Annotated in this window: 18 protein-coding genes; 9 read left to right on the forward strand and 9 right to left on the reverse strand. The window is 72.4% G+C overall.

Annotated features, from left to right (window positions below; genetic code table 11):
- Nucleotides 1–45 precede the first annotated feature (45 nt).
- On the forward strand, nucleotides 46–1,296 hold the full coding sequence (locus tag ACTWO6_RS04245) for an MFS transporter (RefSeq protein WP_446218321.1): 1,251 nt from the start codon (nucleotides 46–48) through the stop codon (nucleotides 1,294–1,296).
- A gap of 15 nt (nucleotides 1,297–1,311) precedes the next feature.
- Here the strand turns inward: ACTWO6_RS04245 and ACTWO6_RS04250 are convergent, their stop codons facing one another.
- The 5 genes from ACTWO6_RS04250 to ACTWO6_RS04270 all read right to left on the reverse strand — a co-directional run bounded on the left by ACTWO6_RS04250 (nucleotide 1,312) and on the right by ACTWO6_RS04270 (nucleotide 5,993).
- Nucleotides 1,312–1,965: an O-methyltransferase gene (locus ACTWO6_RS04250; RefSeq protein ID WP_446218322.1), complete on the reverse strand. Its 654-nt coding sequence runs from the start codon at nucleotides 1,963–1,965 to the stop codon at nucleotides 1,312–1,314.
- A 9-nt stretch (nucleotides 1,966–1,974) separates the two neighbouring features.
- The gene (locus tag ACTWO6_RS04255; protein ID WP_446220556.1) at nucleotides 1,975–2,613 is read right to left on the reverse strand and encodes a Maf family protein; all 639 of its coding nucleotides are present in this window, start codon (nucleotides 2,611–2,613) and stop codon (nucleotides 1,975–1,977) included.
- Between the two features lie 28 nt (nucleotides 2,614–2,641).
- Nucleotides 2,642–3,682: a type VII secretion-associated serine protease mycosin gene (mycP, locus tag ACTWO6_RS04260; protein WP_446220557.1), complete on the reverse strand. Its 1,041-nt coding sequence runs from the start codon at nucleotides 3,680–3,682 to the stop codon at nucleotides 2,642–2,644.
- A 1,531-nt stretch (nucleotides 3,683–5,213) separates the two neighbouring features.
- Nucleotides 5,214–5,666 carry a hypothetical protein gene (locus tag ACTWO6_RS04265; protein WP_446218323.1) on the reverse strand — a complete coding sequence of 151 codons (453 nt, stop codon included), beginning with the start codon at nucleotides 5,664–5,666 and terminating at the stop codon, nucleotides 5,214–5,216.
- Between the two features lie 114 nt (nucleotides 5,667–5,780).
- Nucleotides 5,781–5,993: an acyl-CoA carboxylase subunit epsilon gene (locus ACTWO6_RS04270; protein WP_446218324.1), complete on the reverse strand. Its 213-nt coding sequence runs from the start codon at nucleotides 5,991–5,993 to the stop codon at nucleotides 5,781–5,783.
- 91 nt (nucleotides 5,994–6,084) lie between these two features.
- Between ACTWO6_RS04270 and ACTWO6_RS04275 the strand changes: the two genes are divergently transcribed.
- On the forward strand, nucleotides 6,085–8,112 hold the full coding sequence (locus ACTWO6_RS04275; protein ID WP_446218325.1) for a protein kinase domain-containing protein: 2,028 nt from the start codon (nucleotides 6,085–6,087) through the stop codon (nucleotides 8,110–8,112).
- Between the two features lie 90 nt (nucleotides 8,113–8,202).
- Nucleotides 8,203–8,433 carry a hypothetical protein gene (locus ACTWO6_RS04280; protein ID WP_446218326.1) on the forward strand — a complete coding sequence of 77 codons (231 nt, stop codon included), beginning with the start codon at nucleotides 8,203–8,205 and terminating at the stop codon, nucleotides 8,431–8,433.
- 89 nt (nucleotides 8,434–8,522) lie between these two features.
- Here the strand turns inward: ACTWO6_RS04280 and ACTWO6_RS04285 are convergent, their stop codons facing one another.
- Nucleotides 8,523–9,275 carry a GH25 family lysozyme gene (locus tag ACTWO6_RS04285; protein WP_446218327.1) on the reverse strand — a complete coding sequence of 251 codons (753 nt, stop codon included), beginning with the start codon at nucleotides 9,273–9,275 and terminating at the stop codon, nucleotides 8,523–8,525.
- A gap of 195 nt (nucleotides 9,276–9,470) precedes the next feature.
- Here ACTWO6_RS04285 and ACTWO6_RS04290 point away from each other — a divergent pair, with 195 nt between their 5' ends.
- The 4 genes from ACTWO6_RS04290 to ACTWO6_RS04305 all read left to right on the forward strand — a co-directional run bounded on the left by ACTWO6_RS04290 (nucleotide 9,471) and on the right by ACTWO6_RS04305 (nucleotide 12,884).
- Nucleotides 9,471–10,214, forward strand: coding sequence for a M50 family metallopeptidase (locus tag ACTWO6_RS04290; protein WP_446218328.1), 744 nt, complete (start codon nucleotides 9,471–9,473; stop codon nucleotides 10,212–10,214).
- 160 nt (nucleotides 10,215–10,374) lie between these two features.
- Nucleotides 10,375–11,358 (forward strand): ketopantoate reductase family protein, encoded by a 984-nt coding sequence (locus tag ACTWO6_RS04295; RefSeq protein WP_446218329.1) that lies wholly within the window; start codon nucleotides 10,375–10,377, stop codon nucleotides 11,356–11,358.
- 151 nt (nucleotides 11,359–11,509) lie between these two features.
- The gene (locus ACTWO6_RS04300) at nucleotides 11,510–12,013 is read left to right on the forward strand and encodes a SigE family RNA polymerase sigma factor (RefSeq protein WP_446218330.1); all 504 of its coding nucleotides are present in this window, start codon (nucleotides 11,510–11,512) and stop codon (nucleotides 12,011–12,013) included.
- A complete protein-coding gene (locus ACTWO6_RS04305) occupies nucleotides 12,006–12,884 on the forward strand; it encodes a hypothetical protein (protein WP_446218331.1) in 879 nt (292 codons plus the stop codon). Before ACTWO6_RS04300 ends, ACTWO6_RS04305 begins: the two co-directional genes overlap by 8 nt.
- Nucleotides 12,885–12,935: 51 nt before the next feature.
- Here ACTWO6_RS04305 and ACTWO6_RS04310 read toward each other — a convergent pair whose 3' ends face one another.
- Nucleotides 12,936–14,519, reverse strand: coding sequence for an acyl-CoA carboxylase subunit beta (locus ACTWO6_RS04310; protein WP_446218332.1), 1,584 nt, complete (start codon nucleotides 14,517–14,519; stop codon nucleotides 12,936–12,938).
- A 108-nt stretch (nucleotides 14,520–14,627) separates the two neighbouring features.
- Between ACTWO6_RS04310 and ACTWO6_RS04315 the strand changes: the two genes are divergently transcribed.
- Nucleotides 14,628–15,503, forward strand: a complete 876-nt coding sequence (locus ACTWO6_RS04315; protein WP_446218333.1) for a biotin--[acetyl-CoA-carboxylase] ligase — start codon at nucleotides 14,628–14,630, stop codon at nucleotides 15,501–15,503.
- Between the two features lie 83 nt (nucleotides 15,504–15,586).
- Nucleotides 15,587–16,159 (forward strand): PH domain-containing protein, encoded by a 573-nt coding sequence (locus tag ACTWO6_RS04320; RefSeq protein ID WP_446218334.1) that lies wholly within the window; start codon nucleotides 15,587–15,589, stop codon nucleotides 16,157–16,159.
- 71 nt (nucleotides 16,160–16,230) lie between these two features.
- On the opposite strand, the gene ACTWO6_RS04325 is transcribed toward ACTWO6_RS04320, so the two are convergent.
- Complete coding sequence (locus ACTWO6_RS04325) at nucleotides 16,231–16,962, reverse strand: GtrA family protein (protein WP_446218335.1); 732 nt, start codon at nucleotides 16,960–16,962, stop codon at nucleotides 16,231–16,233.
- A 63-nt stretch (nucleotides 16,963–17,025) separates the two neighbouring features.
- Nucleotides 17,026–17,574: a GtrA family protein gene (locus tag ACTWO6_RS04330; RefSeq protein WP_446218336.1), complete on the reverse strand. Its 549-nt coding sequence runs from the start codon at nucleotides 17,572–17,574 to the stop codon at nucleotides 17,026–17,028.
- Nucleotides 17,575–17,721 lie beyond the last annotated feature (147 nt).

Consider the following 17,721-nt stretch of genomic DNA (forward strand, 5'->3'; position numbering starts at 1 on the left):
TCAACTGAGGCGGGGCGCCGGTCCGACGCTTGTAGCGTAAGGCCAGTGCCCCGCCTCACCCATGACAAGATCACCTGGCTGACCTACGCCCAGCTGGGGCTGTGGGGCTTCTTCCTCTACGGGTTCGGCCCAGTCGTACCGCTGCTCCGCGACGAGCAGGGCACCAGCGCCGCCGTCGCCGGCCTGCACAGCACCGGCATCGCGGTCGGCGCCCTGCTCGGCGGGGCGCTCTTCGCGCCGGTCGCCCGCCGCCTCGGCCGCGGCCCCGCCATCTGGCTCGGCCTCGCCGGGGTGGCCGCCGGCGTCACCGCGCTCGGCGCGCTGCACCCGCTGCCGGCGACCATCGCCTCGGTAGCGGTGATTGCCGCCTTCGGCATGATGGTGATCAGCGGGGTCAGCGTCGTGCTCACCGCCCGCCACGGCGACGCCGCCCCCGCCGCCCTCACCGAGGCCAACGCCGCCTGCGCGGGCATGGGCATCCTCGCCCCGCTGGTCATCGGCGCCACCGTCGGCGCCGGCCTCGGCTGGCGGCCGGTGATGGCCGTCGAGGTCGGGCTGATCACGTTGGTCGCCCTCGCCGCCCTGACCTTCCGGGTACGCCTCCCGCAGACCGCCCCCGCTGCCGCGGCTGCCGACCAGCGGGTGATCGCCGCGGCCTCCGCCGCCGCCGTCGACGGGCCGAACCCGGCAACGTCGCACCGGCTGCCCCGGGCGTACTGGATCGCCTGGGTGCTGATGGCGGTCACCGGCTCGATCGAGGTGTGCCTGTCCCTCTGGACCGCCGACGTGCTCCGCAGCCACGCCGGGCTGAGCGCCGGTCGCGCGTCGGCGGCGGTCGCCGCGATCGTCTGCGGGATGTTCGTCGGCCGGGTCGTCGGCGGCCGGATCGCCCTGCGCTGGCCGCCGGTGCCGCTGCTGCTGGCGGCGCTGGGCGTGTCGTTGGGCGGCTTCGCCCTGTTCTGGGCCGCTTCGGTGGGCTGGCTCGCCGTCGCCGGCCTGGTCGTGCTCGGCCTGGGCAACGCCCTGCACTACCCGCTGGCGATCTCCATCGCGCTCGCCGTCGCCGGGCCGGCCGCCGACAAGGCGGCGGGCTGGTCGGCGTACTCGATGGGGGTGGGTTTCGGCATCGCGCCGGTCGCGCTGGGGTGGGTGGCCGACGGGGTGGGGCCGCACCTGGCCTTCCTGCTGCTGCCGGTCTTCATCGCGGCGGCCGCGCTGCTCGCCGTGCGGCTCGGTCGCGCCCTGCGCACCCCCCACCCCACCGACGACCAGGCCCCCATTCCGATCCCCGCCTGAGCGTCGCGGCGGGCCTCATCGCACGCGGGCGAGCGTGACGCCGTCCGCGATCGGCAGCATCACCGGCTCCACCCGGACGTCGGCGAGGACCTCGTCGTTGAACGCGGCGATCGCCCGGTCGTCGGCGTTCTGCGGGGCCAGCACCCGGCCGCCGCGCAGCGTGTTGTCCACGGCGATCACCGCGCCCGGACGCATCCGCGGCACCAGCTCGTCCCAGTAGATCGGGTAGCCGACCTTGTCCGCGTCGATGAACGCGAAGTCCAGGTACCGCTCGCGGGGCAACTCCCGCAGCGTCTGCCCGGCCGGGCCGATCCGCAGCTCGATCCGATCGTCCACCCCCGCCCGGGTCCAGTAGCGGCGGGCGATGCCCGTGTACTCCTCCGAGATGTCGAAGCAGGTCAGCCGGCCACCGTCGGCCAGCCCTCGCGCGATCGCCAGCGAGGAGAGGCCGGTGAAGGTGCCCACCTCCACCGCCTGCCGGACCCCGAGGAGTCGGGTGAGGAAGGTCAGGAACGCGGCCTGCTCCGGCGCGACCTGCATGTCCGCCTGGGCCGGCAGCGCCGCCCGGGTCTCCTCGGCCAGCTCACGGACGATCTCGTCAGGGGCGGACCCGTGCGCGACGAGGTAGGCGTGCAGTTCCGGGGTCAGCGGCAGCGGCTTCGTGCTCATGACCGGACGTTAGCCGAGATGCTCGATCTCCTGGCCCCCTGGCGCGACCTTCGTCCACAGGTCGGTGACGCTCAGGTCCAACTCGCCGAGGAGGTTGCGCAGCAGCGGCAGGCTGAGCCCGACCACCGTCCCCGGGTCACCCTCGATCCCGGTCAGGAATGCGCCGCCCAACCCGTCGATGGTGAACGCACCGGCCACGGCAAGCGGCTCGCCCGTCGCCACGTACGCGGCGATCTCCTCGTCGCTGATGTCGGCGAAGTGCACGGTGGCGGAGGCGACCCCCTCCGCCCGCGCCTCGCGGGTCACGTCGATCAGGCAGTGCCCGGTGTGCAGCACGCCGCTGCGCCCCCGCATCCGCTCCCACCGCCGGGTCGCGTCAGCCGCGTCGGCCGGCTTGCCGAGAATCTCACCGTCGAACGCGAGCACCGAATCGCATCCGAGCACCAGCGTCCGCTCGCCCGGCGTCGCCCGCAGCCGACCGAGCACCGCCTGCGCCTTGAGCCGGGCCAGCTCCAGACACAGGTCCTCGGCCCGGTCGCTGACCACCTGTGACTCGTCCACCCCGCTCACCAGCACGTCGGGTTCGATCCCGGCGGCCTGAAGCAGCTTGCGGCGGGCGGGACTCTGCGAGGCGAGCACGAGACGCATCGGTACGGAGTTCAGCACCCGATCGACGCTACCGGCTGACCCGGGGCGGCGGGTCGTCGGCACGTCGACGCCGCCGCCACAACAGGTAACCGCCGCTCGCTGCCACCAGCACGCCCAGCGTGGCCAAACCACGCGCCGTCGCACCGCCGTCCCCGCCGTCCGCCGCCGGCTCCGCGGCGGTCGTCGTGGTCGACGCGCTCGCCGCCGCGGACTCGAAGCCGAGCGGGGGTACGTCCGCCGTCAGGGCCGCGACCAGGTCGATGACGCCGTAGCCGTACTCGTCGTCCCGGCCAGGTGGGCCCTTGTCGATGGCGGTGGCGGTCAGCCGGTGCGCGACTTCCTGGGCGGGAAGGTTCGGGTACCTGGACCGAATCAGCGCGGCGGCCCCAGCGACAATCGCTGTGGCGCCGGATGTCCCAGATCCCTTCGCGTAATTCCCGCCATAGCTCGTGCTGTAGATGTCCACTGCTGGCGCCACAACATCAATCTCAGGGCCGGTCATCGAAACGGCTGCGTGCTTACCGGCCCGATCTATGCCACCGACCGCGATGACTCCTTGCTGAGAGGCTGGATAGCCGACCGAGGAGGCTTCGGGTCTGTTGCCGGCTCCCGCAACGACAATGATGTTTGCGGCCAGCGCGGCGTCAACTGCTTGGATGAGGCGCACACTGGAACCACCAGCGCTGGAAATGCTAATCACGTCGGCTCCGTGGGAGGTGGCGTATTCGATACCTGCGGCTAGATCATCGGCTTCCCCCCGATTGTCGGCTAGCGATGACATGATTGGCAGAATCTTGGCCTTCGGCGCGATGCCAAGCGCGCCGATGTGCTCGCCTCTGCCATGCGCCGCTATCAGGCCAGCCATCGAGGTGCCGTGGCTGTTGTCGTCTCTGTGACCGTCGCCGCTGCCGCCCGAGACGATGTCGGTTCCGGGCAGAAGGTTGTTGATCAGATCGGGGTGCGGATCGACACCAGTGTCTGGAACAGCAACGACGGTGCCCTCGCCCTGGCTTATCCGATGCGCCTCGGCCACCTTTAGGTAGGCGAGGTGCCACTGCTCTCCACGAATCTGCGTCACGCCACCAAGGCGCGGAGCGGCGTGAGCAGGATTGACTGACAGCAGCCCTGGCGCCGACACAGCTACTGCGGCGAGAGCTGCACGGATGGCCTGGCGCCTCACCGGCCTAAGCCGATGGCGGGGCCCGGATCTATCGGACCCTCCTCGTCCGGTGGGCGTACTACAGGGCTTACACCCTCGTCGGTCTCCCACGGATTATCCGGGTCCCAACGACGCGACTCGTCGTCAATTTGCTCTCGGCGCCCCGGCCGTCCGGACGGGATGCTCGTTCCGTAAGCGGTGCCCCCCTTGCTGGGAGCGCCGCCGATCGGTGGGACCCCGTGCGCGCCCAACGACCCGCGACCGGCACCGGGACGGGAGCCGGCGGCACCGGTCGGCGCGGTGCCGGCGCCGCCACCTCCAATCACGCCTCCGACTGGGTTAACCCGACGGGACGGGACAGCCGCCCTGCCAGGTTGGCCAAGCCCCATACCGGGGGTCCCACCGATTAGTCCGCCTGGCGGCAGTGCTCGTGGTGGTCTGGTGTTCGGCAGCCCGGTTGTGCCTCCGATCGGCTTACCGACCGAGCTCGACCGTCCATCCACCGGGCCAGGTGCACCAACCCGGCCCGGTCTGGCGGAAACCGGCGGCAAAGCCGGAGGCAGCCCGAGGCCACCGGCAGGTGAGGCGGAAGTGGGCGGGACTGGTGGCGTCATGCCTGACAATCCGGCACTGAGAGGAGGTGGTGCGAGCCCAGGAGCGGCCCCGCCGAGCACAGGTCCGGTCCCGACCGCCGGCCCAACCCTCGGAGCGGTTGGGATCGCCACCCCTTGGTTCGCCCGCGACGTTCGATTCAGCGAGTGCGCTGTGCCGGACGTCGCCATCGGCACCGGCACGATTGGCGGAATGACTGGGGTCGGAGGGTTACTGCCGTAGACATCGGGATCGTTCGGCTGGATGCCTGGCCGACGAGGAGGAGCGGGGGGCGTACGGAGCATTACCTGGGCTTGTTGGAGTTCGCCGCTGAGCCCCGTCATCAGACCCCGGGCCTGGACGTTCAGCCGTTCCAGGTCCGCGTCCGTCACCGGCGGCTGTTCCGGTAGCCGGCTCCCGGCTACCGCCTTCGGATCGGCGACCGTCGCCTCGTACGCCTGCTTCTGCTGGAGCTTGGTCGCGTACTCCTGGTAGAGCGGCTCAAGCTCGGCGCGGGTGCTGCCGATGGCGCGGGTGGCGGCGGACAGTGCGTCGTAGTTCGCGGCGGCCGCGTCGTGGGTGTGTTGCACCTTGTCGATGAGCTGGTCCAGCTCGCCGATGTACGCGCGGGCGGCGGCGTTGGTCTCCGGCGGCCACGCCGCGGCGAGCCCGCGCCGGTACTCCCGCAGGCGGCTCAGGTGGGTGAGGGCGAGGTCGCATACCTTGCGCCAGCCGGCGACCTGCTTCCAGTGCCCGGCGGTGTCGTGGTCCTGGAGACAGGCCCACATGCTGAGCACGTCCATCAGTCGCCAGTCGGTGAGGCCGGACGTCCGGCCGCTGCCCCGTTCGATCACGGCAGCACCACCCGCCCGCTCTCCGGCCCGGTCGGATCGGGGAGCGCGGGTAGGGGGCGTGCCGCCGTCGCGGAGGGGCCGGCCAGGGCGCGCTCGACGTCGGCCACCCGGGCGGAGGAGAACGCGTCCGAGCCGGCGTAGTCGTCGGCGATGGTGCCGGCCGCCTGGGCCAGCCGGCCGGTGGCGGGGGCCATGCTCCAGACCACCTCGGCGGTGGCCTGCTGGGTTTCGTGGTGCGCCTGGAGGAACTGGACCAGCTCGATGAAGGCGTCGGCCGGGTTGGGGATCGGGGCCTTCATGTCGTCCGCGATGTACGACAGGTGGGGTGCGTAGTTCCGTTCGACCTCGGCCTGGAGCCGGTCGGCGAACTCGCGCATCTGTCGGATGTCGGCCTCGATGCCGGCGTAGTCACGCAGCCAGCCCGCCGGCCGGTCCTCCTCGGGGATCATCGGCCCTCCTGCCAGTTACCGCACCGTTTCCCTGAGTGAGGTTAATGGCTGCGGCGCGATCTCGGCAGTCCCGACAAACTTCTCCCAGCTCAGGACCGCCGTAACCGAGAAAGGTCAGCGGGGGAGGCCGGAAGTGCGCCACGCCCCGGGGCCGGCGGCGGGCGTCGCGCCGGCCGGCCGGCCGCTGCGCGCCCATGCCGACACGGCGACCGGCGCGGGGGCGGCGGCCGGGCGGGTCCGGACGGCGATGGCGCCGACGAGGGCGGCCAGCTCCTCGGCGGTCGGCACGCCGCGGACGATCCGGAACAGCGGCTCTTCGGCAGACATGACCTCAGGGTACGCGTCGACAACTTGATCTTCGCCGCATAGTGGCGTGCCGGCGGTGTGAGGGCCGCGCGTGCCGGGTACCGTCTCACCGATGTCGAACGCTCTTCCCCAACTCGTCGCCGACCGGTACCGGCTCATCTCGCCGCTCGGCCAGGGCGGCATGGGTCGGGTGTGGAAGGCGCGCGACGAGGTGCTGCACCGGGACGTTGCCATCAAGGAACTCGTCCCACCGCCCAGCCTCACCCCGGAGGAGCGCCGCGAGATGCGGGAACGCTCCCTGCGGGAGGCGCGGGCCATCGCCCGCCTCAACAACGTCAACGTGGTCCGCATCTTCGACGTGCTGCGCACCGACGGCGACCCGTGGATCGTCATGGAGTACGTGCCGTCCAAGTCGTTGCAGGACACCCTCGCCGAGGACGGTCCGGTGTCGCCGGCCAAGGCGATCGAGATCGGCCTCGGTGTGCTGGGCGCGTTGAAGGCCGCGCACAAGGCCGGCGTGATGCACCGGGACGTCAAGCCGGGCAACGTGCTGCTCGGCGACGACGGCCGGGTGGTGCTGACCGATTTCGGGCTGGCCACCATCCCCGGCGACCCGAACGTGACCCGCACCGGCATGGTCCTCGGCTCGCCCGCGTACATCGCGCCGGAGCGCGCCAAGGACGGCACCGCCGGGCCGGAGGCCGACCTCTGGTCGCTGGGCGCGACGCTCTACGCGGCCGTGGAGGGCAAGTCGCCGTACGCCCGGCCGTCCGCGATCGCCACCCTGGCCGCGCTGGCCACCGAGCCGCTGCCGACGCCGAAGAACGCCGGGCCGCTCAAGCCGCTCCTGCAGGGCCTGCTCCGCAAGGACCCGGCCGACCGGATCACCGCCGAGGTGGCCGAGCGCCTGCTCCGCAAGGCCGGCGGCAAGCGCGCCAAGGGCATCTCGCTGCTGGACGGCGTACGCCGGCCGGGGCCGAACGGTCCGCGCGAGCCGCGCCCGCCGCTGGTGCCCGCGCCGCGTCCGGCCGGCGCGCGCTCCGACCGGCCGGCCGCCGCGCCGGCCCCCCGCCGGCCCGACGCGGGTACGGCTGCCGCCGCCGCGGGCACCGCGCTGGCGGCCGATGCCGCCACCAGGACGCCGACCGGGTCGGAGGCGCCGACCGCCAAGGTCGACCCGCCGGTGTCCACTGCGGACGCCGAGCCGACCGCGAAGGTCGACGCTCCGGCGCCCGCCCTCGATGAGACCCGTGTGGACGGGCCGCCGCCCGCCGTCGACGACACCCGCGTTGACGCGCCGGCTCCCGCAGCCGGCGACGCCACCCGGGTCGACGCGCCCCCGCCGCGCCGGCCGGCGAACCCGACCTCGGTCATGCCGGCGCCGGTGAGCCCGGCGCCGTCGACCGGCCGGGCCACCGTGGTTCCGGGCACGAAGCCGGACCGCAGGCGGCGCAACCTGCTGATCGGCACGCTGGTCGCGCTCCTGCTGCTTGGGGTCGTGGTGGCCGTGCCGCTGCTCAACGGAGGCGACGACCCGAATGGCGGCGGGGGCCAGCAGGCGAGCACCGCCAGCTCCGCCGCGTCGCAGGCGCCGCCGGGCGGGACGAGTGACGCGCCGAGTGCCGGGCCGACCTCGGCCGCCCCGACCAGCGCCGCCCCCAGCCCGAACCCGTCGGCGACGCCCTCCGCCGCCGGCACGCTGCCCGACGGTTGGCGCTACTACCGGGGCCCGAATGGTTTCCAGGTTCCGCTGCCGAACGGGTGGCGGAGCAGCGCCGGCCGGAACTCGGTCACGTTCTCCGAGCCGGGCGGCCTGCGGAGGCTGTACGTCCAGTGGACCGACTCGCCGGAGCGGGACGCGTACGCCGACTGGAAGAGCAAAGAGCCCTACCGGCACAACTACGTGGACAACTACCAGTACGTGAGCATCACCCGCTGCGACGCCTACCGGACCTGCGCCGACTGGGACTGGCTGGAGACGCGGGACGGTGCCCGGATCCATGTCCGCAACCGCGGCATCGCCACCGCCAGCAACCGGGGCTACGCCCTCCGCTGGGAGGTTCCGGCGAACGACTGGAACGCCAACCTGACCAACTTCGGCGTGATCGCCAAGGGCTTCAAGCCGGACAGAGTGAACTGACCCGGGGGAAGTCCCGCCACTGCGAAAGTGACTCGCATGGTCTTCCGTCGAACGGGGTACTGAACCCGCGACGACGGAAGGAGGTACGACATGAGTTACCGACGCAAGGACACCCGGCCCCGGCTGGCACTGTGGATGCTGGTCGCGTTGGGGGACATCGTCCTGCTGCTGGTGAGCGCCGGCGTCTCCGCGCTGGTGGCGCTGCTCGGTGTCGTGGCCGTCACCGTCGCCGGGGTGGCCGCCTGGCGTCTGACGCGGCGGAACGCCCTGGCCGGAGAGGGCACGGTCCCCGTGCCGGTCCCCGCCCGACGGAGGGCCTGACCAGGAACCGGGACGACGGTGGCGGCAGCCGGACCAGCTATCGACCAAGGTGATAGCCGGTCCCGCTGCCGCCGACCTGTCCAATCGGATCAGGTGTTGTTGGCGAGGGCGATCAGTCGGGTCCGGTCGCCGTTCCAGTAGTTGCGGTCGACGTTGCCGCTGATCCCGGAGACGCTGCCGCTTGAGGTGTACTGCCAGAAGCTCCAGAACGGGGCGCCGGCGGGCAGGGTGCCGACGGTGCTGGACCAGCGGGCGACCCAGAGCGGGTGGTTGGCCCACGGGGCCGTCCAGCTGCCGGTGCACTGGTTCCACCAGCTCGTGGTGGTGTAGATGACCGCGTACCGGGTGGTGCGGGCCTTGTAGGTGTTGAGGAAGTCCTGGATCCAGCTCCGCATGCCGGAGGTGGAGAGGCCGTAGCAGTAGCCGCCGCTGTACGGGTTGGCCTCCAGGTCGAGCGCCGCCGGGAGGGTGCGGCTGTCGGCGGACCAGGCCCCGCCGTTGCTGGCCAGGTAGTTGGCCTGGGTGGCGCCGGAGGAGATGTTCGGCCGGGCGAAGTGGTACGCCCCGCGGATCACCCCGGCGTAGTAGGAGTTGGTGTAGTTGCTGTTGAAGTTCGGGTCCTTGTAGCTCGTGCCCTCGGTGGCCTTGATGAAGGCGAACTGGATGCCGGCGTTGCGGACGCTGGTCCAGTTGATGGTGCCCTGGTAGCGGGAGACGTCGATGCCGGGGGTGGTGGCCGCGGCGGCCGGTCCGGCGGTCACGACGAGGGCCGCGGCCGCGGTGGCGACGACGGTGAGGCCGGCGGCGAGGAGCCGGCGTACGGAGAGTCTGGTACGGGCCATGGATGCCTCCAGGGACGTCAATCGATTGACGACTATCTTTGGAGGTAACTGCCCTAGATCGCAAGGGGCTCTAAAGAATTTTTCATAGACCACCGTCGTCGCCCGGCGTTCACCTCCCGCTCCTCGGGCAGTCCCGGACAGGACGAGGCGGTAGCCGCGAAACGACCTCAGGTCATGCCGGTAGGCTCCCCGCCCATGCCCCTGATCGACGGTCTGACCACCCTCTGGGACAAGCTCCTCGGCGCCCAGCCCGACCCGCCGCCACTGCTCGTCCTGCTCACCGCCGTGGTCGCGCTGGTGGTCGTCGCCACCCGGCTGCCCTGGCGGATCGCCCGCAACGCCGTCACCATCGCCCACGAGGGCGGGCACGCGCTGGTGGCGCTGCTGACCGGCCGGAAGCTGCGCGGCATCCGGCTGCACTCCGACACCTCCGGCCTCACCCTCTCCGCCGGCCGCCCCACCGGACCCGGGATGATCCTCACCCTCCTCGCCGGGTACGTCGCCCCGTCGCTGGTCGGCCTCGCCGGCGCCTGGCTGCTCGCCGGCAACCGGATCACCCTGCTGCTCTGGATCGCCGTGGCGCTGCTGCTGGCCATGCTGGTGATGATCCGCAACGTCTTCGGCGTGCTGTCGCTGCTGGTCACCGGCGGCGTGGTGCTCGCCGTCTCCTGGTACGCCTCCCCGCAGGTGCAGGCCTCCTTCGCCTGGACCTGCGTCTGGTTCCTGCTCCTCGGCGGCGTACGGCCGGTCGTGGAGCTGCAACGGATGCGCAGCCGGGGCCGCATGCCGGAGTCCGACGCCGACCAGCTCGCCCGGCTGACGCCGCTCCCGGCGCTCTTCTGGGTGACCGTCTTCGCCCTGGTCAGCCTGGCCGCCCTCGGGGTCGGCGCGCTGCTGCTCGCCGGCCCGATCCTCACCGACGCCGGCCTCACCCTCTGACGAAGGGCAGACCCACCCAGGGGCGGCCGCGAGCCGGGCGAGGCACCGGGGCGGGCTTCACCCTGCTCGGCCGGGAACGCGACGCCCCCTCCGGACGGCAAACGGTGGCTCTGCCACCGCGCCGCGGCGGGATGAACCGGCGAGGGGCAGAATCGGACAGATGCGATACGTGATCATCGGGGCGGGCGCGGTCGGCGGCACCATCGGCGTACGGCTGGGGGAAGCCGGCCGGGACGTGACACTGGTGGCCCGCGGCGCCCACCTGGACGCGATCCGGGAGCGGGGCCTGACCCTGCGCTCTCCCGACGCGACGGTGACCTGGCGCGGGCCTGCCGCCGACGGGCCGCAGGCCGAGCCGCTGCCGGCCGACACCGTGCTGGTGCTGACCGTGAAGTCGCAGGACACCGACGCGGCGCTGGCGACCTGGGTGGACGCCCCGGTTGAGGACGGCGGCACCGCCGGCGAACGACTGCCCCTCGTCCTCGCCCAGAACGGCGTCGCGAACGAGCGGGCCGCGCTTCGGCTCTTCGCCCGGGTGCACCCGGTCTGCGTCTGGCTGCCCGCCACCCACCTGGAACCCGGTGTGGTCGTCGCCAACGGGCACCCGCACCCCGGCATGCTGCACCTGGGCCGGTACCCGTCCGGATCCGACGACACCAGCCGGGCGATCGCCGCCGACCTGACCGCCGCCGGGTTCGTCGCCCCGGTCCGCGACGACGTGATGCGCTGGAAGTACGGCAAGCTCCTCGGCAACCTCGGCAACGGCCTCCAGGCGCTGCTCGGCGGGGACGTACCGGAAACTCTCGCCGAGCGGGTGCGGGCCGAGGGGGTCGCGACGCTCGCCGCGGCCGGGATCGCGCACACCTCGCCCGAGGAGGAGGCGGTTGAGCGCGGCGACCAGGTCCGGCGCCGGCCGGTCGACGGCGAGGAAAGGGCCGGCGGCTCGACCTGGCAGAGCCTGGCCCGGGGTGCGGGCTCCGCCGAGGCCGACCACCTCAACGGCGAGATCGTGCTCCTCGGCCGGCTGCACGGCGTGCCGACGCCGGCGAACGCGGCGGTCCAGCTCGCGGTGCGCCGGGCGGTGCGCGAGCGGATCCCGGCGGGCGGCTTCCCGCTCGCCGGGCTGGAGCGGCTGATCGGCTGAGGTTCCGCCGCGCTCACCGCGCGGCCTCGGGGAAGCGTTCGATGTCACGGCGGGCCAGCTTCCCGGAGGGGCCGGGCAAAGAAGACCGGCCGGCGGGGCAACCACCCGGGCGACGCCAGGCGTGTCTCCTGCGACACGGGGAGGTGGCAGATTGCCGGACATCGACGGGTTCGACGAGTTCTATCGCGGCAGTCGACAACGGCTGCTCGGCTTCGTCTACGTGCTCACCGGGAATCTCGCCGAGGCGCAGGACGCCGTCCAGGAGGCGTACATCCGCGCCTGGCAGCGCTGGTCGACGGTGAGCGGGTACGACGACCCTGAGGCGTGGGTGCGGGTGGTGGCCAGCCGCATCGCGGTCAGCCGGTGGCGCAGCCTGCGCAGCCGGGCCCGGGCGTACCTGCGGCACGGGGTCGAGGAGAGCGTCCCGGCGCCGAGCACCGAGACGGTGGAGGTGGTGGCCGCGCTGCGCCGGCTGCCCGAGGCCCAGCGCACCGCCATCGCGCTGCACTACCTGCTCGGTATGCCGGTCGCCGAGGTGGCGCGGGAGACCGAGGCCCCGCTGGGCACCGTCAAGGCCAGACTCTCCCGGGGGCGTGCCGCACTCGCCGGGCTGCTCGCGGTCGTGGATCTGGAGGAGGAGGCCGCAGATGCGTGACGACGTGACGTTTGTCGAACTGGTGCATCGGGACCTGCGTGAGGTCCGCTGGCCCGGGCCGGCCGAGATCCGGGCGCGGGCCCGGGGCCGCAGCCGACGTACGGCGGTGACGGCGGCCGCGGCCGTGCTGGTGCTCGCCTCGGTCTCCACCGTCGCCGTCGGCCGGGCCGTGGCGCCCGCGCCACCGCCGGCCGCCACCGCCGGCGAACACGCCGAGATCCCGGTGGAGGCGATGCTGGCACCGGCCGACGTACCGGCGAAGAGCGACGAGCGACTCGGCGATACGGGCCTCGGTGAGCGGGTCCGGGTCGACGACGTCCTCCGGACCTGCGGGCAGGGGCGAGGGCTGCTGGAGGACCAGGCGGTGTCGCGTTACTCCCGGTCGCAGACCCTGATCGGGACCGCCACGGTGGACGGCTTCGCCCCGTACCGGAGGCCGGTCGTCAGCCAGGACGTCTACCGGTTGGAGGCCGGGGCGGCGGGCCGGGTCTTCGCCGACCTCGACCGACTGGTGGCGGGCTGCACGGCCTGGCAAGAGGTGAGCCCGGTGCAGGCGGAGCAGGGGACCGTCACCACCACGGTCGTGCACCGGTGGACGGTGGCGGCGAGCGACTTCGCCGGCGACCAGGCGATCCTGCTCCGGCACACCGTCTCCGTGCCGCCGGACGGGACGACGGGCAAACCGGTCGGTCTCCCGCCCTGGCCCGAGTACACGCTGGTCGTCCGGGTCGGAGACCTGGTCACGGTCCTGGTGCCGGGCGAGCCTCTGCGTCTCGGCGTGCCGGGGAACACGGTGACCGAGGCACAACTGCTCGACGTGGCACGCGCCGCGGGCCGCCGGATGTGCGCCGCCGCCAACCCCGGCTGCTGACGCGCCGAGGCCCCCCGCCGGACGTACGGCGGGGGGCCCCGGCGGCGACCGCTACAGCGGGATGTTGCCGTGCTTCTTCGGGGGCAGGGTCTCCCGCTTGGTACGCAGCACCCGCAGCGCCCGGACGATCTGGGTACGCGTCTCGTGCGGCGGGATCACCGAGTCGACGTACCCGCGCTCGGCGGCGATGTACGGGTTGGCCAGGGTGTCCTCGTACTCGGCGATCTTCTCGGCCCGGACGGCGGCCGGGTCGTCGGCGTTCGCCAGGTCCGAGCGGTAGAGGATGTTCACCGCGCCCTGGGCGCCCATCACCGCGATCTGCGCGGTCGGCCAGGCGAAGTTCAGGTCCGCGCCGAGGTGCTTCGAGCCCATCACGTCGTACGCGCCGCCGTAGGCCTTGCGGGTGATGACGGTGACCTTCGGGACGGTCGCCTCGGCGTACGCGTAGATGAGCTTCGCGCCGCGGCGGATGATGCCGTCCCACTCCTGCCCGGTGCCGGGGAGGAAGCCGGGAACGTCCACGAAGGTCAACACCGGGACGTTGAAGGCGTCGCAGGTGCGCACGAACCGGGCCGCCTTCTCCGACGCGGCGATGTCCAGGGTGCCGGCGAAGTGCATCGGCTGGTTGGCGACCACGCCGACCGGACGCCCCTCGACCCGGCCGAAGCCGACCACCAGGTTCTGTGCGTAGAGCGGCTGGACCTCCAGGAACTCCCCGTCGTCCAGGACGTGCTCGATGACCCGGTGGATGTCGTACGGCTGGTTGGCCGAGTCCGGGATCAGTGTGTCCAGCTCGCGGTCGGAGTCGGTGATGTCGAGGTCGGCCGGGGCCTCGTAGACCACTGGCTCGTCCAGGTTGTTCGACGGCAGGTACGACAGCAGCGCCTTGACGTACTCGATCGCGTCCTCCTCGTCGCTGCCGAGGTAGTGCGCGTTGCCGCTGCGCGAGTTGTGGGTGCGCGCGCCGCCCAGCTCCTCCATCCCGACGTCCTCGCCGGTGACCGTCTTGATCACGTCAGGGCCGGTGATGAACATGTGCGAGGTCTGGTCGACCATCACGGTGAAGTCGGTGACCGCCGGGGAGTAGACCGCGCCGCCCGCGCACGGGCCCATGATCAGTGAGATCTGCGGGATGACGCCGCTGGCCCGGACGTTGCGGAAGAAGATCTCGCCGTAGAGGCCGAGCGAGGCTACGCCCTCCTGGATCCGCGCGCCGCCGGAGTCGTTGATGCCGACGACCGGGCAGCCGATCTTCATGGCCAGGTCCATCACCTTGACGATCTTCTCGCCGAAGACCTCGCCGAGGGAGCCGCCGAAGACGGTGAAGTCCTGCGCGAAGACGCAGACCTGCCGGCCGTCCACGGTGCCGTAGCCGGTCACCACGCCGTCGCCGTACGGGCGGGTCCGGTCCAGCCCGAAGTTGGTCGACCGGTGCCGGGCCAGCTCGTCCAGCTCGACGAAGGAGCCCTCGTCGAGCAGCATCTCGATGCGCTCCCGCGCGGTCTTCTTGCCCCTCGCGTGCTGCTTCTCGACCGCGCGCGCCGACCCGGCGTGCACCGCCTCGTCGACCCGACGGTCCAGGTCCGCCAGCTTGCCCGCGGTGCTGTGGATGTTGATCCCGGTCTCGGTAGTCACCCAGGGAATATAACGATGGTTCAGGCGGGCGCCGCTGTGCAGTGCGCCTCACCGGGCTCCGGGCGGCATCCGGCCGACGCCGGGAGGCCGGGGCCGTAGGCTGGCGGGATGCCCGGCTCGCCGTACACCGATCTGGACCGCCCGCCGCTGTCGGCGGCCCGGCTGCGGCGCGCGCTGCTCGCCCCGCACGGCCCGTGGCGCCGGCTGGAGCTGCGTGCGGAGACCGGCTCCACCAACGCCGACGTGGTGGAGGCCGCGCGGGCCGGCGAGCCGGAGGGACTGGTGGTGGTCGCCGAGCGGCAGACCGCCGGCCGGGGCCGGCGCGGCCGCATCTGGCAGTCGCCGCCGCGGGCCGGCATCGCGACCAGCGTCCTGCTCCGGCCCGGCGAGGCCGTCCCGGAGCGCGGCTGGTCGCCCGTCCCACCCGTCGGGTACGGCTGGCTGCCGCTGCTCGCCGGGGTGGCGCTGGTCGAGGCGGTGGCCCGGCTGGCCGAGCTGGAGGCGGGCCTGAAGTGGCCGAACGACCTGCTGATCGACGGCGCGAAGTGCGCCGGGGTGCTGGCCGAGGCGGTGCCCGGCGCGTCCCCGGGCCAGCCGCCGGCCATCGTGGTCGGCATCGGCCTCAACGTCACGCTCCGCGTCGACGAGCTGCCGGAGAACCCGACCGGCCTGCCGGCCACCTCGCTGCAGCTCGCCGGCGCGGCGGCGACCGACCGGGATCCGCTGCTGCGCGCCCTGCTCCGCTCGCTCGCCGACTGGTACGACCGCTGGCGCGACGCGGGGGGCGACGCGGTGGCCAGCGGGCTCCGCGACGCCTATCTGGCCGCCTGTGCCACGGTCGGCCGCCAGGTCCGGGTGCTGCTGCCGGACGGCCGCGAGGTGCGGGGGACCGCCACCGGCGTGGACCCGGACGGCCAGTTGCTGGTCGAGGGACCTGAGGGACAGCTGCGCCTCGCCGCCGGCGACGTGCTGCACGTGCGCTGACCCGCTTTACCGCCGCGCGGCTGATCCCTGGGCGAGCCTCGACCCGTTACGGTCAGCGCGTCCTGTTCTGCGAGGAGGTTTCCGTGGCGTTCCCCGAAGACGTGCTCACCGAGGATGAGCACGTCGTGCTCCACCTGCACCCGCACTGGAAGGCGTTGCTCCGGCCGATCCTGGTGCTGGTGCTCGCCGTCGCGGCGGTGGTGGCGGGTTGGCTCCTGCTGCCCGACGGCGACGGCGGCACGATCGCGCTCTACGTGATCGCCGCGCTCGGCCTGGCGCTGGTGTTCTGGCTCGGTCTCTGGCCGGTCCTGGTCTGGCGCACCACGCACTATCTCTTCACCGACGAGCGGGTGCTGCTCCAGGAGGGCGTCTTCTCCCGGAACCGGCGGGACCTCCCGCTGACCCGGATCAACGACCACTCGATGCACCAGCGCTTCCTGGAGCGGCTGCTCGGCTGCGGCACCCTGACCATCGAGTCGGCCGGCGAACGCGGCCAGTCGGTGCTCAACGACGTGCCCCACGTCGACAAGGTGCAGACCAAGCTCTACGAGCTGGTCGAGGCCCACCACGACAAGCACTCGCTGGGCGACGGCGAGATGCGCGAGATGCTCGCCGACATGCGCGACGGCAAGCCCCTCCGCGACCCCAGCGCCTGACCTCCGCCCCGCGGTCGTTGATCAAGAGGTTTGCGTCAGATCGGTAACCCGTGGTGACGCAAACTTCTTGATCAGCTCCGCCGGGAGTGGCGGGTGCCGGCGTGGAGTTCCGCGGCGAGTTCGGCGTCCAGGTCGCTGTCGAGGGCGCGGCCGAGGGCGGCGTCGGCCGGGGCGGGGCGGCCCTGGGCCGGGGCGCCGTACTCCGCGGTGACGCGGCGGCCGGCCGTCCGGTCGCGGCGCCCGCCGGGCGCGGGCTCGGACTCCTCCAACTCGCTGACCGACTCGGCCAGCTCGGCGACCGGGTCCATCTCCGCCATGGTGTCCCATTCGTCACGCGGGATGCTGTGCCAGGTCTTCTCCGCGTGCTTCGGCACGGGCTGGAAGACGAACGTCCGGTAGGACCAGAAACGGAACATGGTGGCCAGCAGCACGCCACCGGTCTTCGCCACGTTCAGCGCCAGCAGGCTGGTCACGCCGAGGCCGTACTTCGCCGCGGCGAGGACGCCGAGTTCGATGATCAGGCCGGTCGCGTTGAACAGGAAGAACAGGATGTATTCGCGGCGTAGCGCCGATTTCGGGCGATCCCGGTACGTCCAGTGCCGATTCATCAGATACGACGTGATGGTGGCCACGATGGTCGCGATCACCGTCGCCTTGAGCTGCCCGTCGCGGAAAACGGTCAGTGCCAGCGCATTGAACACCGCGTAATTGATGACGGTGTTGATGCCGCCGACGATGCCGAATTTGAGCGCCTCGTGGATGAACTTCTGCCAGCGCTCGGGCAGCAGACGGACCAGACGCATGCGGAACACCTTAGGGCAGTGGCCAGGGCCGGCTCGGCCCGGCGGGACGGGGTGGGCGGTAGGTCACGCCCCGGAGTCTCGGTCGTGGCTCGTTTCCGGAACGGGAGGAGTTCCCGCTTCGACGAAAACGAACCGCCGGTACGACCAGAATCGGAACAGCGTCCCGAGCCCGGTGCCGACGATGAAGCTGGCGATGTTGTCGGCCAGCGGGGTCTGGAACACGCCCGGCCAGACGCTGCCCAGCCCGTAGCGGCTGATCGCGAGGCAGCCGACGGCGATGCCCAGGCCGACCCCGTTGAAGAAGAAGAACAGCGCGTACTCCCGGGCGGGGTTGGAGCGCTGGCGGTGCCGCCAGGTCCAGAACCGGTTGCCGAGGAACGCCAGGGTCGCGGCGATCACCGTGGAGATGGTCTTCGCGGCGACCGGCGGCATGTGGCGCACGCTGGCCAGGTAGTTGAAGAGTGCGAAGTCCACCAGGAACGCGAGCCCACCCACCGTGGCGAACTTGCTCAACTCGCGGACGAGGTGACCGAAACGGTCGAGGAGGGAACCGATCAGACCCGGCCGGGTCTGCGGAGTGCCCGGTTTATCCCCGGTCATCGTCGCGGCCACCCGCCGAGCCTACCGGGTGCCGGCACCCGGGACCGGTAGCAACCACGAGCCGGACGCACCCGCGTCCCGCGGGGCGTCGCCCGGTCCCTCCGGCGGACACCGACCGCCGTCACCCCGGTGACGGTGGGTGACCGACTGGCGGCGGGC

Source organism: Micromonospora sp. IBHARD004 (genome assembly GCF_052814115.1).

Excerpts from the sequence above, each read along its gene's own strand:
- ACTWO6_RS04325 (WP_446218335.1), bottom strand. The coding sequence starts at position 16,962 with ATGCGTCTGGTCCGTCTGCTGCCCGAGCGCTGGCAGAAGTTCATCCAC.
- ACTWO6_RS04285 (WP_446218327.1), bottom strand. The coding sequence starts at position 9,275 with ATGGCCCGTACCAGACTCTCCGTACGCCGGCTCCTCGCCGCCGGCCTC.
- ACTWO6_RS04295 (WP_446218329.1), top strand. The coding sequence starts at position 10,375 with ATGCGATACGTGATCATCGGGGCGGGCGCGGTCGGCGGCACCATCGGC.
- ACTWO6_RS04315 (WP_446218333.1), top strand. The coding sequence starts at position 14,628 with ATGCCCGGCTCGCCGTACACCGATCTGGACCGCCCGCCGCTGTCGGCG.
- ACTWO6_RS04255 (WP_446220556.1), bottom strand. The coding sequence starts at position 2,613 with ATGCGTCTCGTGCTCGCCTCGCAGAGTCCCGCCCGCCGCAAGCTGCTT.
- ACTWO6_RS04280 (WP_446218326.1), top strand. The coding sequence starts at position 8,203 with ATGAGTTACCGACGCAAGGACACCCGGCCCCGGCTGGCACTGTGGATG.
- ACTWO6_RS04305 (WP_446218331.1), top strand. The coding sequence starts at position 12,006 with ATGCGTGACGACGTGACGTTTGTCGAACTGGTGCATCGGGACCTGCGT.
- ACTWO6_RS04275 (WP_446218325.1), top strand. The coding sequence starts at position 6,085 with ATGTCGAACGCTCTTCCCCAACTCGTCGCCGACCGGTACCGGCTCATC.
- ACTWO6_RS04290 (WP_446218328.1), top strand. The coding sequence starts at position 9,471 with ATGCCCCTGATCGACGGTCTGACCACCCTCTGGGACAAGCTCCTCGGC.
- ACTWO6_RS04265 (WP_446218323.1), bottom strand. The coding sequence starts at position 5,666 with ATGATCCCCGAGGAGGACCGGCCGGCGGGCTGGCTGCGTGACTACGCC.
- ACTWO6_RS04270 (WP_446218324.1), bottom strand. The coding sequence starts at position 5,993 with ATGTCTGCCGAAGAGCCGCTGTTCCGGATCGTCCGCGGCGTGCCGACC.
- ACTWO6_RS04250 (WP_446218322.1), bottom strand. The coding sequence starts at position 1,965 with ATGAGCACGAAGCCGCTGCCGCTGACCCCGGAACTGCACGCCTACCTC.